This is a genomic window from Niveispirillum sp. FG148, from assembly GCF_057809655.1.
In genome coordinates, this window is record NZ_JBMDKJ010000056.1 from 1 (window position 1) to 16,018 (window position 16,018).

Below are 16,018 nucleotides of genomic sequence, written 5' to 3' on the forward strand. Positions count from 1 at the left end.
CGACTGAGATGCGCCAATCCAGGCGCACGGGACCTCACAGAACCCTCCAGATTCCGACTTACAGCGCGACGCTCTAGCTGGCGGAAACGGATGATGTCGGCCAGACTGTGCCAGACCCGCTAGGGCTGAGGGCAGACGGGTATCGACGATGCAGGTGGTCAACCGTTCCGCCACCTGGAGCCGCATATCGATCTCCCGCAGTGCCAGCACACCGACATCGGACGACAGGTTGCCCCATGGAAACCGGCCTCCACGCACTTGCCCGAATCGGATGACAGGCCGGGCAGCAACGACGTACTCTCTCGCATTGCGGGTATAGCGTCCTTGGATCGGGCGGATGTCTGTTTGGCGACCGAATCCTAAACCTAATCAACGGCTTGTGCTACACTCGCCAACCGTCAGGACAGCCCTGATGCATAATCCGGGTTGGTGGTTCATGCCCACATGGATACGCAGGGCAAAGGAGGCGGCCCAACCATCCTGTTTGTTACGGATTGTCACAAAAGGCGTAAGCGTCAGCTTTTCCCCGCGTCTTTTTTGTTTTTGAGGCGTTTGGCGGCAGTGTTTCTGCGGTTTGCGATGCGGCTGGGCGTATTGCATCGGGATTTCATCGATAGTGTTGGGATCATACTCCTCGAGCCATTCGGCGATTTCGACATGATCGGGATGGTCTGTGTCGGCCAGGATAACGAGCATGTTGTAGAACCCCGGGATGCCGCCGCAATCCTCTAGCGGCGCATTGCGCTCACCGCCGAGATAGCGGGGATATCCCAGGCCGGGATCGCCCTGGCGGATGCGGGTGATGATCAGCCGGTGTTCCCAATTGTCCCAAAATCATAGAGGTAATCGATGCGGGTGCGGCGGGGTTTCAGGATATCGCTCAGGCGGATCTTGGTGGCGTCGTAGAGGGGACCGGTTCCCCAATCCTCGTCGGATGGCAGGCCATAGCGCCGGTCGTCCAGGATGAATTCCCAAAGATGATAATCGAACCAGCCCATGGCGACCTGGACGATGTCGTGCAGCACCTTCAACGCGACGGAGGTGGGCACCTCCAGTTCACGCCAGATCAGGGGATCACTGTCCTTCAACTCGATACGCAGGGTGGCGATCTCGTGGAAGGATGTGGCACCGGGGGATGGGTCGGCCTGGCTCATGCCGGCAATTGTAGCGGCGGATCCTGCCAGTTCCAGGGGAGAAGTTCGTCCAGGCGGTTGATCGGGTGACCCTTGGCCATGCGGTCGATGGCATCAGCCAGCCAGGCCTCCGGGTTCAGCCCGTTGAGCCGGGCCGTCTCCAGCACGGTGTAAAGATCGGCCGCCCGCTTGCCGCCGGCCTCCGAGCCCAGGAACAGAAAACTCTTCCGCGTCAGAGCAATGGTGCGCAGGCTGCGTTCGGCCGGGTTGTTGTCGATGCCTATCCGGCCATCCCCGGTATAGAGCAGCAGCGCCGTCCAGCGACCGAGCGCATACTGGATGACCTTGGCCAGGGCGGTCTTTGCCGACAGGCGCCCGGCCTGGTTTTCCAGCCACGATTTCAGGTCGGCCAGCAGCGGCACGGCAAGGCGTTGGCGGGTGTCGCGGCGCTGCTCGGCCTTCTGTCCGGTGATCTCCGCCTCAATGGCATAGAGGGCGGCGATCCGCGCCAGCGCCTCGCCCGCGACCGGGGAGCCCGTCGCCTCGAACAATTCGTGGAATTTGCGGCGCGCATGGGCCCAGCAGGCCGCATGCCGGATGACGGGCACCCGGTCGCCCGACCCGTCCCCCGGATCAGGCGGCGCGCGGGTCAGGGCAATATAGCCGCTGAACGCGTCGGCCTGGATTACCCCCTTGTAATCGGCCAGATGTTCGCGCGGCCGTTCGCCCTTGCGGTCAGGGCTGAACCGGTACCAGGCCGCCGGTGCCCGATCCCCGCACCAGGACCGCTCATCCACCAGATAGGTCCAGAGCCGACCCGTCCGGGTACGCCCCTGTCCTGGTGCCAGCATCGCCACCGGCGTGTCGTCAGTATGGATGACAGGGGCACCCCGCACATAGGCACCGATGCGCTCGGCCAGCGGTGCCACCCACCAGGCCGCGTGCCCAACCCAGTCGGCCAGGGTGGCGCGCTCGATCTCAATGCCCTCACGGGCCAGCATCGCCGATTGCCGGTAGAACGGCAGAGCATCCAGATATTTGCCCACCACCACCTGGGCAATCAGCCCCGGACCCGGCCGGCCGCGCGTGATCGGCAGATCGGGCGACGGGGCCTGCATAATGGTGGAACAGGCACGGCAGGACTGTTTCGGCCGTACATGCCGGATCACCTTCAGCTGCGCCGGGACCTTCTCCAGAATTTCGGTCACATCCTCGCCCAGGGGCGAGAAATGCTGCCCGCCGCAGCCAGGGCAGACATCGCCCGGCGCATGCACCACATCCTCACGCGGCAGATGCGGCGGCAATGGCTGGCGCACCGGCTGTATCCGCGACCGTTCCGGGCGGGGCTTGTTCGCTTCAACCCGCACCGGGGCCGCAGCCTCGCCTTCCTCCAAATCCTCCAGCAGCAGTTCCAGCTGCGCGATCCGACCGTCCAGCTTCTCCGATGAGGCACCAAACCGCTGGCGGCGCAACGCGGCCAGTTCGAGCCGATACCGCTCGATCAGCAGCTTGGCACCCGTCAATTCCGCCCGTGCGGAGGCCAGTTCCGCCTCTCGCTCCGCCAATGCTGCCCGCAGCCGGGCAATCTCCTGGGCGCTGTCCTGCATCATCCGCGCAGTATACCAAAGCGCCGGTCACCCGGCATCCCGCCGGACCCATCCACCCTGAGTCACATCGCCACGGCCTTCAGCACGCCGCCTCGGGCGACCAGCTCCGCAGCGGGTTGCGCCAGTCGATCCCCTCCAGCAGCATCGATAACTGGGCCAGGGTCAGCGATACCGTCCCGTCCGCCGCCCGCGGCCAGACAAACCGGCCCTCCTCCAGCCGTTTGGCAAACAGACACAGACCCTGGCCATCCCACCACAGAAGCTTCACCCGGTCGCCACTGCGCCCCCGGAACGCATAGATCGCCCCACCATGCGGATCCAGCCGCAGCATCGTCTGTACCTGGGCCGCCAAGCCGTCCATCCCCTTGCGCATGTCCGTCACACCGCACGCCAGATAGACCCGCACCGGGCCGGAAGGGCCGATCATCGCTCCAGCACCGTCAGCACACCACCCAGCAGCGACAGATCGACAGCACCGCGCAGCCGCACCACGACATCCGATGGCAGCACAAGCTCAATCAACCCCGCGCCCCCAGTATCCGCTGCTGGCACCGCTGGGGACGGACAGGGTGGTGCCTCCGACGGCGCCGATGCTGGCTGCGGCAAGGCAAGGGCCTCCTGCTCCACAACCACGGGCGCAAACCCCGTCAACTCAACGCGGCGCAACTGGCCCCGCCATGTGTAGAATTGCCCGCTGCCAACGCCATGCCGTCGGCACACGGCCGACACCAGGGCCCCGGTGCCATCGCTTCCGCCAGAATGCCCAGCTTCTCCTCAACACTCCATCGCCGCCGGCGCTCTGGACCAACCAGAACCTCGCCTCCCTTGCGACTGCTCTTATGAGCACTCCCAAGACCGTCCATCTCCAAAATTCCAACCATCCGCCACCACCAAATCAGGGGGCAGCAGAATCTCAGTTATCAGCCGTGCCGCAAGACGGCCAACGGCTGACGCTTACCAAAAGGCCGCTAATTCCAACGTGCTGATAGCGTTCACACGATCGCGCGGTTACCCATCGCCATCTCGCTGACGATCTGCTCGACCTCACGACCGTCGAGGGCGCCGCGTTCCAGCAGCAAATCAGCGATCCTTTCGATGATGGCAATATTGCTGCGAAGAAGGGTGAGAGCCTTCTCGTGTTCAGCCTTGAGGATCCAGTCGACCTTGCCCGCGAGGTTGGCGTCCGTGGCCAAATAGGCCGGCACGTTGCTGCTGTCGACCTCGCCGGCCCAGAAGAGAGTTTCACCGAAGCCGAATGACACCAGCATAGACGTGGCCATAGCCGTGGCCTGCGCCAAGTCACTGTCTCGCGGGCCGCCGGAGCCAGTGCTGATAGCGCCCAGCAGCAGTTCCTCCGCTGCCTGCCCAGCCAGCAGAACCCGGATATGGATCCGGATTTCCTCCTGCGTACAGATCCGGCTAGGAGTGAAACTCATACCGGCATCCATACCCCGCATCAGCACATGCTGGATATGCCCGGGCATTTCGATCGCAGCCAGGGCCGCGTGGCCAGCTTCATGGGTAGCGATGCGACGGGCGATGTCGGTAGGAAGCTCGGGCGGGCGCGGGATCTGGGTGGCCAAGTCCTGGATGGACATGGGACGCCTTTCCCGGCGTGCCAGGCGCTTGGCGCACCGGGCCCAGAATTCACAATCGGCGCCCGACGCCGTCAGCCCGGCAACGAGCGGGGAAAGATCGACATCTTCGAGATGGTCGGGGCCGAGGTGGAAGCGCAAGATACCAACCAAGGCGGTTTCGTCAGGCAGCGGCACCGGGATGACCCGGTCCAACCTTCCCGGGCGGAGCAGTGCCGGGTCCAGGTTGAGCGCGTTGGCCGCGGCCAGGACCACGACGCCAGGCCGGTTCATCGCCCCGTCCAGCAGTTCCAGGAGGGCGTTGACGATCTGCAATGTGTAATCGCGGTTGCGTCCGACAAGGGAAGCCCGGTCCGGAAAGCTGTCGATCTCGTCGACGAACAGGATGCACGGCGCTGCCGCGCGCGCCTGCTCGAACGTGTTCCGCATGGCGTGCAACATCTGCCCCTGATGTCCGGCAGCCTGCCACTGTCCATGCGACCCCGTGATCAGGGGCAGTCCTGCCGTGCGCGCCAGCGCTCGTGCATAGCTCGACTTTCCGGTACCCGGCGGACCGTAGAGCAGGCAACCACGATCAACCTCATGCCAGCCGAGTTGGCCAGCGGTGAAGTCCTGCAGGTCCTGGATAAGGTCCAGCCCCCATTCCTTCGCCTTGTCCATTCCATGCATGTCGTGCAGCATCGGACCGTCGTCGCGGCCTTCCTGCATTCTTGCCCCGCCGATGGTGCGCAGCCTTCCGATCCAGCCGTCGCCATCTTCGTCTGGGCGGCGTGCAAGGCGCAGATCCATCGGGCTGAGGAGCTTGCTCAGAATATCCGGCAGTGTCTGCTTCGGGCGGTCAAACCCCAGAACCTGGGCCGCCAGTGACAGGGCCGCCCCATCCAGGCGATCAACCACCAGCCGGTGGTCGGCAATGACCAGAAGGCTGGCCGGTACATAGGCGGCGTTGGCGGTAATCACCAAGGCTCCGTTCCCGTTGGTCAGGGCAGTCACGGCCTGTTCCAGATCGGCGCTTTGCGTCCGGACGGTGTCCTTGTCGCATGGAAGCCAGATCCACAGCGGGCGAGCGGGTTGGGGCGTCGGTTCCTCGGGTTCGTCGTCTCTGCCCAGCGCAGCAAGCAGTTCATCGACTGAATATTTTTCATCGCGATGGCCTGGGTCATCGAGATGAGCTGCGAGAACCCGCCGGATGGGACTCATCCATTCCGGACCAGGGACCTCGATGACCAGGGTCATGCCGCCCCGGTCAAGTGCCTGGGTGAAGGCCGGCGCTGCGGCCAGGGCGCGGTCGAGCATCACCCAGGCGGCGGCCTCATCGGGCGACCTGAAGGCAGGCGTTCCGGGCTGCTGCGCGTCGGTGGCGTCGATGATGGCCTCCATCTGCGCCTGTTGGACTCGGTGGAGGGCGCCGAGAGAAACTGGGATGGATTTCGGATCGCTCTTCATCATGGTTCCTGCTGTGGATAGGAGACGGCCCCGCCGTGGGCAGGACTGATCGGAAGCATTCAAAAAGGGGACATCGCAGCCAGCAGCCCTCCCGTTGCCGCGCCCGTCGTCGGGGCAGCATGGAGATGTGTTCGCTGACGGTCCGGCCGACGGACGGCACTGGACCTTGGAGCAGCTGCAATGTGGGATGAACGCGGGATCGCAAGAAGTTGACGCGGAGCGCGGCATGACGGTGATCCAGGCCAACATGGTGGCAGCGAAGGGATCAGGTCAGCGGCTCGGATGTGTCTTCGATCCCAGCAGGTACTCTCTATATATATGTGCGACTGGGACGATCAGGCTTTGGCCAGACCCAGCAGGGTGGCCATATCGGCCTCCAGCGTCTGCTCGAACAGCAGTTCGTCCAAACGCCGGCCGAACTCCTTGTACGTGCGCTCGACGATGCTGATCAGATCGGCGCCGTAGCGCAGTTCCAGCTCCCGGAGCGTGACCAGCAGATCCGGCGGGACTGCCGACGCCCCATGGATCGCGCACACGGCCGCCGTGGTCTCGTTGATCTGCACCCCCAGCTTGCTGCGGGCGTAGCTCTTACCGACCAGCCGCAGGCATTGGAGGTCGCGGACCGTCTGCCTAGTCTTTCCTGCATCAGTCTTGCTCAGGCCCCTTTTGACTTCCAGGAAGTCGATAGCCCCACGCTCGCTATCGATGATGACGGCGTCAGGCGAAACCTTGCGTCCGACACCGTCGCTGTAATGCAGATCGGACGCGAGCAATGCCGCGCGGCTGGCGGCGCCGCTAACGTACTGGTCGACCTCGGCAGGGATGAAGATTGACGGGGTCCGGATCACCTTGAGGTGCGGGACTTCCTGCAGCGCCGAGGAGAGCGCCGTTTCCACCAACTGGCCATCGGACCGAACCGCGCTGGTGATGACGCCATAGGGGCGCAGATATGACGGAGGGACGATCGGATCCGGATGGACGGGAAGATGGCGCAGGCGTTTGATGGTTTTGTCCATCATACTCATGACGGCGGGAGGGAGCGGTTGGGGGGCACTGGGCAACATGGTCAGTCCTTTTCATTTATTGGGCATGTCTTTTTATAGGACATGTCATTTAATGCGTCAAGGCCTTTCCTTGCGTGCGCCCATAATTTGAGTAAGGTGCGCGATGGTTGGATGTGTGGGGGGAGCAGATGGCGCGGCCTAAGCGGGATGGAATTGTAGAAGCGGCGCAATTATTGAAGGAAACGCTGAGCGACGATCAGCTTTCCGATATGTCCCGCGCGCGGATTGTGGCTGCTTATAATGTGCTGACCACGAAGGTGCCGGGTGCCATGTCCCCGGATGAATTTATCTCATTAAGGAAGAGTCTGGGCAGGACCCAGGAAGACCTGGCACAGGATCTCGGTCGGCGCGTCCGGCAGATCGCCCGCTATGAAAGCGGCGAGGTTCCGATTCCGGCGTTGGTAGCCCAGATGCTCAAGGAACTCGCCAAGAGCAAGACGTGACCGTTTCCTGCTCAGCAGACAACTGAAGTCTTACGAAGCTTCGGCTTCCGGGCCAGCGGCGAGAAGCTCCACAATCGCCGCCGCCTTTGCCAGCATGCTGTCGTCGAGTTGACGTGCTGCGCCATTTAGGCGCGCCAGAATTTTGGTGCGCTGTGGATTGTCGGTTCCTTCCTCCATGAAGAAATCCGCCAGGGACACTCCCAACCCTTTTGCCAGCAAATCGAGGGTATCGTAGCCCGGGATGGAAATTCCGCGCTCCATATTGGAAATCGCGTCGGAAGACCGGTCGATAAGCTCCGCCAGGGCCTCTTGACTGAGGCCTCGTTGCTTGCGGAGGGCTTTAATCCGCATTGCCACACGGGTACGAACGTCCATATCCGCATGATGTTCGGGAAACGAGATTGATTAAACCGCGCCTCATGCGGTATTTTGTTATCCATGCCGCATGGCGATGCGAATCGTGCATGCTTTCCCTCTGCAGGCTCTGAAGAAGAGCCAGTATGACGCATTTGGAAACCTGATCATGGATTTGTCCCGATCACTTTTGATTGATGATTTCGCTGCCGGCTGCCCCTGCTGTGCCGCTCGTCCCGACGCTTATCCCCAGGCCGCCACTTACGATCTGTCGACCGTCGATCTGCAGGCGCTGCCGGCTTGCCGTAGCACTCCTGGGGCGAAGCCATGGAAAAGTATCGCCCGAAGGGTCGCGACCATGGCCCTGGCCGCGGCCCTGGCGCTGCCGGCCGCACCGCCCGTTCGGGCGACCGATGCCCAGGCCCCCATGCCGTACACCGCGGTCATCGACGGGCGGCGCATCGAATCCATGGGCCTGGTGCCGGGCGTGACGCCGGCACAGGCACGCGACATCCTCACGCCGATGGGCTTCGTGGAGAAAGACAGGGACGAGAAGGAGATGAGCTGGAAGCAGGATGGGGTCGCGGTCTGGCGCACCCCCGGCTTCGTGTCAGAGGTGATCTTCCACAAGCCCGGGGCGGTGCCGGCCGAGGAGGTCGTGGCTGAATTCACGTCGACCATCTCCGGCAACCAGCTCGTGGGCGTCACCTGGTCGCTGGACTGGTCCACCAACCCGACGCGGCTGAACTGGGACGTCAAGGCCGCTGGCGACTTCATGGTGAAGACCTGGGGCATGCCCAGCAATAAGTTCGTCCCGACCGACAGGGCCTACCCCGACGTCTTCTGGTACCGGTTCCTGGACGGGAAGGTCGCAGCCTGCCCGACCACGCGGGACGGCTACGCCGAAACCTGCGGCGAGGGCGGGAACTTCGGCGGGCCGCACACGCTTGACCGTTACAAGCGGTTCAGCGATGTGCTCATGCGGGTCGCCATCTGGGGCCACGAAGGCAGGGTGCTGCGCTTCGAGCACACGATCGACGACTACCGGCGGCGTGACCACGCCCAGGCGATGGAGATGGCCGAGGTCGAGGCGAGGGTCAAGCACGTCCTGGCCGGAGGGGACAAGCCGCCTTCGAAGCCCAAGCCCGCCTTCAACGGTATCAAGGTGCCGACCGATGTTAAGGTCAAGGAGGAGGGCAAGGCGGTGCCGGTGGAGAACATCCCCACCGGGAAGGGCAAGTGAAGATGCCGCGCGCCCTGCGGGTCGCGGCCTCGCCCCTGATCTGGCTGACCCTCGTCTACTTGGTCTTCGAGCTGTCCTTTTCGGCCCGGCTGCTGGACGCGGCGGCCATGGCCGCGACCGCCGCCGACATCCACGCGCTGGAACGGTTCGGACGCGCCTTGTCCGGCGTCGCCCTGGGCCTGGTCGCCGCGGGCATCTTCCTGCGCCGCGACCGACCGACCGGCGCGGGGCGGACGTACGCCATGGTGGCGACCGGTCTGATGCTGGCGGGCTTGGCCGTCGACCTGCACCTCGGGGCGGAGGATCCCGGCCTTGCCGCCGCCGGCATGGTGGGGGCCGCCAGCGCCATGCTGCTGTTCTGGCGCGCGCGGAGGTGGAACGCTGCGGTCGGGGCGCTGGCCCTGCTGCTGCACGTCGTGGCCAGCGTGGCGGCCATGACCAGCTTCCAGGGCCGCCTGGTCGGGGCCATGGTCGACAGGCTCGGGCCGGAGGACCGGCGCTTGGCCGCCGTGCTGGCGGAGGCGGCCAAGCGCCTTTCCAATTGCCAGGTGAAGGTGGACGACATCTTCCTCTGCGACGGTGCGGCGAGCCCGTCGGGCAAGGCCTTCGCGGCGGTCTTCCCATTGTTGGCGATCGGGCTGCCGGACCTGGAACAGCGGGTACTGCCGGTATTGGAGAGGCTTGGAGCGAGGAAGTTCACGACGGAATGCGCCCCGGCGGACGGGCAGTGCATCGGCACGCTGGACTATTTCGTCCATGCGGTTTGGCTGCCGCTGCTGGGCGAGGTCACCGAGGGTCCTTGGAAGAAATACAAGGCGGAGGCCCTGTCCGCCTGGACCCGGCAGGAGCGGGCCTGGGACGAGTACAAGGCGAAGCTGGCCCGGCGCGGGCTCGAGCCCGGCACCGTGAAGCCGGCGGACTGGGCGGCGGTGCGCCAACGGCTCCGCAAGGAAGGCATCCAGGTCGGCGACGACTGGCGCCCGTTCGATCGGGCGGCCTTCCAGGCGGCGATGGACGCGCAGGCCGAGCGGAAGCTGCTGAAGGCGCACAGGGACGGGGGCTTGGGGACCGGCACGGAGCCGATCAGCGACTTCCGGGTGTTCTTCGCGCAGGAAGGCGTCCAGCGCAGGATCCGGGAGGCGCTGGAGGTCTCCGATCGCAAGCTCTCTTTCCCGGCGGTGACCGACCCGGACCTCATCAAGGCGAAGGTCTACGATCCGCTGGTGAAGCATGCGGTGCGCGAGTACGCCCGCGTGATGGGCAGCGCGCCGGCCGACTTCGCGGAGGACGGCCGGCACGGGGATATCGGCACCGAGGCTGCCAACCGCGCGGTCGTCCCTCCGGTCGCCCTGTTCTTCTCATTGTTGGGCAGCGGCGGCCACCTGATCAAGCTGTTCGTCCTGCTGACCGGCGCGTTCACGACGAACGTGGCGGTCCGGACCGTCGCCTCCGTCGCCGCCGTCAGCGCGCTTGCCTGGCTGCCTATGGTGCGAGCCAACCCGGTCACCGGCACCGAGGCCTATTCCAACCTCCACGGGGCCGTCTCCGGGTTCGTCGGCGCGCGGGCGGGGGAGGGGGCCGGCCGGGCAGCGGCCGGGGCGGTTGAATGGACGGTCCGCGCGCAGCAGGTTGCATACCCGATCAACGAGACCATCCGGACCCGGCTGCTTGGTGGCTACGGGTTCGGTTTCCCAACGCCGATCCCATCCTCCGTGCAAGCACCCGCTTCAGCAACATCCAGCTAACCAAGACAGAAGGGTTCTACCACGATGAACATGACGAAGCGCGTCGCTATTCTGCTTCTGTGCACTGTCCTCTCGGGCTGCTCGAAGGAGGAACCTGCCGCAGCGCCGAAGGCGGCGGAGCCGGCACCGGCCGCTACCAGCACTGCGCCCACTCCCGCCGATCCCCCCGCGCCCCCGGCCGCGCCCAAGACGGAGACGGCAGCCGCTGCCGCGCCGACGGCGGACAAGTCCGTTCCGCTCTCCGCCTACCAGGAACTCGACAGCGGCCGAGAACTGATGTTCGCCTTCCACTCGTTGGACACCATGCCGGTCGACTACGAGAAGATCGGCTATACGATCAAGCCCGAACTGAGCTACACGCTCGACGCGTTCAGCAAACGCGACATGCTGGAGGCCCTGAAGCCGGGCATTGACATGGAGATCGCGAAGGCGAAGGGCACCAAGTACTACTTCATGGTAGTAGGCGACAGCCTGGAGCCCTACGACTTCGACATCAAGGGGTTCCGCCTCCCGGCTTTCCAGAGCGCCGCGTCCTACAGGTACTTCCGCGACCTGCCTGGCTACCGCCTGACCTTCCCCAATGCCGTCGCGTTCAGCCGGCTCCCGGTTCCTGTCGAAGCCGAGGCCAAGCAGATCGAAGCGCTGCGTACAAGCAGCCACGCCGACACCATGTCGCTGAAGATCTACTTCTTCCTCACCGACACCGTACTCGGCGACACGGTGGTCAACGCGGAGCTCACTAAGGTCCAGCTTCTGGACGGCAAGGGCCGCGTCCTGGCCGAGATGTAAGCCGACGGCCCCGCGGCCGCGACGCCGATGGGTGCTTCAACCATGACAACCACATCGATGAAGGTGATGAAATGCGGAATTTCGGGAAGACCGTCCGGGTGCTGGCCATTGCTCCCCTGTTGGCCCTGGCGGGCTGCGGCGGGGAGCCGAGCGAGGGTGACATGCGCCAGGCCCTGCAGGCACAGGTCGACCAGGCGAACAAGGCGGCCGGGGGCGGAAAGCTGGTCGTGCTGCACGAGTTCAAGAAGCTGAAATGTGCCAAGGGCGAGGGGAGCACCATCTACACCTGCTCGGTGACGCTCCGGATCGAAGGTCCCATGCTCAACAGCTCGAGCACGACGGAGATGCGCTTCACGGAAGGCGAGGCTGGTTGGGTCGTCGTCCAATAACTCCGGTGCTCCGGCTGGACGACTTCTTCACCTGAGCGCTAGGCCGAAATCACCGTGGGCGGGGTTCATGTCGGTGTCGATGGAACCCGGATGCACGGCGATGGTCCGCGCACCCAGTTCCCGCGCCAGGCCCTTGGTGAACGCGGTCAGTGCGGACGTGGCCAGCGCATAGACGGGGAGGCCGGCACCGCCTGGGAAGCGGGCGGCAAAATGGCTGCTGATATTGATGATGCGGCTGCCATAGCCAAGATGCAGGATAGTGGCCTTGGCGGTGTCGCATTGGTTCTTCCCTCGGCGCTGTGAGTGGAGCGGCCATGTCTTTGGGGCATTGCCACCAAGGTCGCGGTACGGAACATCTGGTCTCAAAGGCCAGACCATGGCGTGGTCCGACGAGTAGGGCAAAATGAAGCCCCTGGGGATGCGGCTGATGTATGCCCCGCACTCCCAGGGGCTCATGTATCATTGTTGCCTGGTCGGGATGGGCATGCTCACGGTTCGTAGTCGTGATCGTCGCCGGTATCCTGGTCCGGCGCCGTAGCATAGTCATCGGGGGCCGGCTTGACGTTGTCATCAGATGTCAGCGCCTGATGGTTGGTCACGCCGCTGACCGGGATTTCGGAATCCAGAATCAAGGCCCGTCCCGTCCGACCCTGGTTGTAACGACCATACCGGCTCTTCGTTCGAATGTTCGCGTGGCCAAGCGCCTGGGCGATTGCCGTGTCGGAGTAGCCCCCCGCCTTGAGATCGGAGGCGAAAACGTGCCTGAAGGAGTAGGGCGAGATCCCTTCCTTCCGCCTAGGGAAGGCGCGATGACCGATCGTATTTACCTTGTCGCCCAGACGGCTTTTCCGCGACGGCGTCGTTCCACCAAGGTCGATCACAGCATGGTCGGTGGCCAGTTCCTTTGCGGCCTCGTAGTATCGGTCATCTTGCAGGATGGTGACGCTACGCACCCGGCCCGCGCCGATTTTCGCGCAGGGAATGATGAACCGCACCGCGTCCGTTCCAATGGTCTCCACTTTTATGCCCGCGAGAATCTCGTCGGGCCGACAGCCAGTCAGGACGAGTGCAGTGATCCGGGGCAGGTAAGCACTACTCCGTTTTCGGGCCTCGGCCAGGAAACGCTCCGGCCAATCGGGAGGAAGGCCCTTCAGGCTGGCGGATTTGGAGCGTCGCGGCGCCGGGGTCGTGTGACGATATTCCTGCTGCGCCAGTTCCAGATAGGTGATGAACGCGTCACATTTCTCGAGCAGCTCGGCCGCCTTCGCATCCTCCAACATGTCCAGCGCTGCCTTGGCCTGGTTGAGGCAGTTTATTGCGGCAACACCCATTTTGTTGATCAATGCGGCCCGTCGACCCGACGTGCTGGACTGGCGCGTTGCGCCCTCCATGAGGGCCAGCCTGATGGTCTCCGATAGGCTGCGGTCTGGGTCGGTATCATGAAGAGCATCGATCTTGTCGAACAGGCGTTTCACATCGGTGCGGTACCGGCTCCATGTGCTCTTGGACACGGGGATGCCAGTTTTCAGGCTGGATCGTTTGTCCAGCTTTTCGAAGCATTGGGCCTGGCGAGCGCTCAGTGCTTCGTATCGTTGGAGGAGTTCATCGTGTATGTGGGTCATGGTCTGACTGTCCATATTGTCACGGGAGAGGAAATGTTGTGAGCAATGGGCAGAGGAAACGTTGCTGCGAAGGCTTCGTTTGACCTGCGGTCAGCCCTGCAGGGGGAGCCCGTGCCGCCCGATTCACGGCGGTGTGCGGCGCTGGATGCTGAACTTGGGACATTTAGAATCCTCCGGGCGGTGCACGAGGGTGACGGCATTGCGGGCCCCTCTCTATGGCAAGTGCTCTGGCTGGAAGATTTGAACAGCCCCTGATTTCGAGGCCGCCGCATTTTTCTGTTGGCCGGGCAGGCGATGCATCGCTGGGGATATCGATGAGGCCACGCTCGATCTCCGCATGTCCCGCGAAGGCAGATCCCAGGGGCTTTTCGACCGTTGCATCAGCCCCGATAGGGCTTCGGCCGGGTCAACAAGTTGCTCGGTGAGGAGACCGGTGGGCTTCCGCCGCATGAATATGAACGCGGGAGGCGCTTCAATTCGTCTGGGAAGGCTGCATGGCGCGAGGACGAAAATCCCAGAATATCGATCCCGTGCCTCTAACCTCACCGGGGTCCATGCCCGTGGGCAAGTGCGCTTGTGCAGGCTCGTCGCATAGTCCGCAATGTCAGCCGTTACGATGAAGGGGCGACCTATGACCTGCTGGGCAGGCGCACGGTCACGGTGCGCGGGGCGGCCAACAGTGCTTACACCTATGACATTGCCGAGCAGTTGAAGGGCCTGAACCATGCCTGGACGGGCGGGGCGCTGACGGCGAGCTATGGCTATGACGATGCCGGTGCGCTGGTGTCGGAAGCCCTGGACAACGCCGCCTTCCGCTGGGAACCGGCCCCGACGCTGGCCAATACCACCAGCTATGACCCCGCCTCCCCCATCAACGCGCTCACCAAGGTGGACGGGGTCCTGCAAACCCATGACGGGCGCGGCAACCGCACGGTCGCTGCCGGCCGCACCTGGCGCTATGACAGGGGTCACGACATCGAAAGGGCGGAAAACTACGTCGCCATTATCAACCAAAGACAGCTTTGGTGTTGTTTTGTAATGATTTCAATGCGATTCTCCCAGGGTGATCTGGGGGGATTTCCATGTCCGCTGAGCTTGATGTTCTTTCTCGCATCCGGACGCTTGCCGACGCGGTGGCCGCATTTTCGGATGATGATCGCTGCCGCCGGCTGCTGGAGGCGATGGTCTGGCCGCGGGGCCGGCTTTGCCCCGCGTGTGGCTGCCATCGGTCGGTCAGCCTGGCCGGCCGGGATACGGGGCGTCGGGCACGGCCAGGGCTTTATCAATGCTCTGACCAGGATTGCCGGCAGCAATTCACGGTGACGACGCGGACCCCGCTGCATGCAACCAAGCTGCCGTTGCGCACCTGGCTACTGGCCCTGTGGTTCATCCTGCAATCCGACAAGGGCGTCTCCTCGATCCGGCTGGCCGACATCATCGGGGTGAGCCAGCCGACGGCATGGCGAATGGGGCATGTGCTGCGCCTGCTGGTGGCCCGCGACCATACGCTGGGCGGCGTCATCGAAATCGACGAAATGTATTTCGGCGGTGCTCCCCGGTCCGATCCCGACAAGCCCCCCACCGATCGGGGCCGCAAGGGACAGCCGCGCACGACCAAGACCCCGGCCATGGTCGTTGTCCAGCGCCCAGCCGGATCGGAACCGGGAACACCGGCTGGTGAGGCCAGGGCCTGTGTTGTTGCCGACCTGTCCCTGAACGAGACTGAACGGGTGCTGGAGGCGAGCGTGACACCGCAGGCCCATCTGATGAGCGATGAATGGAAGGCCTTCGTGGCGGCCGGCGCTGGCTTCGCTCGTCACGACACCGTGTGCCATGCCCGCAAGGAATATGCCCGTGGCACCATCCATGCCAATGCCGCTGAAGGCTTCAACAATCGGGTCCGCCAGACCATCGCCGGCGTCTTCCATCACATCAGTTCCCAGCATGCTGATCTCTATTTCCATGAGATCGGCTTCCGCTGGTCACAGCGTATTGCTGCCGGTCAAAAGATTCGAAGAGCCCAGAAAGGAAGGACAATCCTCCAAACCCTCTGGGACCGGGTGCCGCCCGCACGCCAGTTGCCAGCCGTGTTTATCATGGCTGTCGGACGTCAGATCCGACGGACAAAAGCCGGCGGCATCGACCTCAGATCAGCCGTGGCTGTCTTTGGTTGATAATGGCGGTGTGGCTTTTCGACCCTTCTATGTCGTGACCCCTGAAAGGGCCTACGCCGGATGCTTACGGTGAGTCGTCGACTTTCGGATATAGACGACCGCCTTGCGTGCCAGATATGTCGGTTTGATCAGCTCGGAAGTCAGTCGGAACCTGCGCAAAAAGCCGCGGCGATGTCGTCGACGACCTGCCGCCGGAGAGGGGATGGTAGTTGTTCTTGGAGGGAATTCTGATTTCAATTCCCTATAATAAATACAATTTAGCGCACTGATAATATCAAATATCGCATAGATGCCTTTTTTTGTTTATTACTTTCATGTAGCCATTTCGTTTCTGTAATATTTATTGTTGGCGCAATTTTGTCTCAATCCCCTGCGGCCGCTTCGCGCAGCACCTTCATCAGGTACTGGCCGTAA

General features: G+C 63.6%; 13 protein-coding genes and 2 pseudogenes. 6 read left to right on the top strand and 9 right to left on the bottom strand.

Annotated features, from left to right (window positions below):
• Positions 1-369: 369 nt before the first annotated feature.
• The 6 genes and pseudogenes from ACODTW_RS27800 to ACODTW_RS27825 form a co-directional block, all read right to left on the bottom strand.
• Positions 370-1,154 (bottom strand): annotated as a pseudogene (locus ACODTW_RS27800) (plasmid pRiA4b ORF-3 family protein).
• Positions 1,151-2,740: an IS66 family transposase gene (gene tnpC, locus ACODTW_RS27805; RefSeq protein WP_488949473.1), complete on the bottom strand. Its 1,590-nt coding sequence runs from the start codon at positions 2,738-2,740 to the stop codon at positions 1,151-1,153. The pseudogene ACODTW_RS27800 and the gene tnpC overlap by 4 nt, the downstream one beginning before the upstream one ends.
• A 79-nt stretch (positions 2,741-2,819) precedes the next feature.
• The gene (tnpB, locus tag ACODTW_RS27810) at positions 2,820-3,167 is read right to left on the bottom strand and encodes an IS66 family insertion sequence element accessory protein TnpB (protein WP_488949458.1); all 348 of its coding nucleotides are present in this window, start codon (positions 3,165-3,167) and stop codon (positions 2,820-2,822) included.
• A gap of 245 nt (positions 3,168-3,412) precedes the next feature.
• A pseudogene (locus ACODTW_RS27815) lies at positions 3,413-3,603 on the bottom strand (transposase); the annotation flags it as partial.
• Positions 3,604-3,732: 129 nt separating this feature from the next.
• Positions 3,733-5,784, bottom strand: a complete 2,052-nt coding sequence (locus ACODTW_RS27820; RefSeq protein WP_488949459.1) for an AAA family ATPase — start codon at positions 5,782-5,784, stop codon at positions 3,733-3,735.
• 332 nt (positions 5,785-6,116) lie between these two features.
• Complete coding sequence (locus ACODTW_RS27825; RefSeq protein ID WP_488949461.1) at positions 6,117-6,845, bottom strand: hypothetical protein; 729 nt, start codon at positions 6,843-6,845, stop codon at positions 6,117-6,119.
• 128 nt (positions 6,846-6,973) lie between these two features.
• Between ACODTW_RS27825 and ACODTW_RS27830 the strand changes: the two genes are divergently transcribed.
• Complete coding sequence (locus tag ACODTW_RS27830; protein ID WP_488949463.1) at positions 6,974-7,288, top strand: helix-turn-helix domain-containing protein; 315 nt, start codon at positions 6,974-6,976, stop codon at positions 7,286-7,288.
• A 30-nt stretch (positions 7,289-7,318) separates the two neighbouring features.
• On the opposite strand, the gene ACODTW_RS27835 is transcribed toward ACODTW_RS27830, so the two are convergent.
• Entirely contained in the window at positions 7,319-7,663 is a 345-nt protein-coding gene (locus tag ACODTW_RS27835) for a helix-turn-helix domain-containing protein (protein ID WP_488949464.1), read from the bottom strand.
• A gap of 70 nt (positions 7,664-7,733) precedes the next feature.
• On the opposite strand from ACODTW_RS27835, the gene ACODTW_RS27840 reads away from it, so the two are divergent.
• From ACODTW_RS27840 to ACODTW_RS27855, 4 genes are all read left to right on the top strand, one after another.
• A complete protein-coding gene (locus ACODTW_RS27840; protein ID WP_488949466.1) occupies positions 7,734-8,885 on the top strand; it encodes a hypothetical protein in 1,152 nt (383 codons plus the stop codon).
• Positions 8,882-10,630, top strand: coding sequence for a hypothetical protein (locus tag ACODTW_RS27845; RefSeq protein WP_488949467.1), 1,749 nt, complete (start codon positions 8,882-8,884; stop codon positions 10,628-10,630). The genes ACODTW_RS27840 and ACODTW_RS27845 overlap by 4 nt, the downstream gene beginning before the upstream one ends.
• Positions 10,631-10,654: 24 nt before the next feature.
• The gene (locus ACODTW_RS27850; RefSeq protein WP_488949468.1) at positions 10,655-11,419 is read left to right on the top strand and encodes a hypothetical protein; all 765 of its coding nucleotides are present in this window, start codon (positions 10,655-10,657) and stop codon (positions 11,417-11,419) included.
• Between the two features lie 71 nt (positions 11,420-11,490).
• Positions 11,491-11,808, top strand: a complete 318-nt coding sequence (locus ACODTW_RS27855) for a hypothetical protein (RefSeq protein ID WP_488949469.1) — start codon at positions 11,491-11,493, stop codon at positions 11,806-11,808.
• A 27-nt stretch (positions 11,809-11,835) separates the two neighbouring features.
• Here ACODTW_RS27855 and ACODTW_RS27860 read toward each other — a convergent pair whose 3' ends face one another.
• Both ACODTW_RS27860 and ACODTW_RS27865 read right to left on the bottom strand, forming a co-directional pair.
• Entirely contained in the window at positions 11,836-12,264 is a 429-nt protein-coding gene (locus tag ACODTW_RS27860; protein ID WP_488949470.1) for an SDR family oxidoreductase, read from the bottom strand.
• Positions 12,265-12,296: 32 nt separating this feature from the next.
• Positions 12,297-13,430: a site-specific integrase gene (locus ACODTW_RS27865; RefSeq protein ID WP_488949471.1), complete on the bottom strand. Its 1,134-nt coding sequence runs from the start codon at positions 13,428-13,430 to the stop codon at positions 12,297-12,299.
• A 1,082-nt stretch (positions 13,431-14,512) separates the two neighbouring features.
• Between ACODTW_RS27865 and ACODTW_RS27870 the strand changes: the two genes are divergently transcribed.
• A complete protein-coding gene (locus ACODTW_RS27870; protein ID WP_488949472.1) occupies positions 14,513-15,604 on the top strand; it encodes an IS1595 family transposase in 1,092 nt (363 codons plus the stop codon).
• Positions 15,605-16,018: the final 414 nt, after the last annotated feature.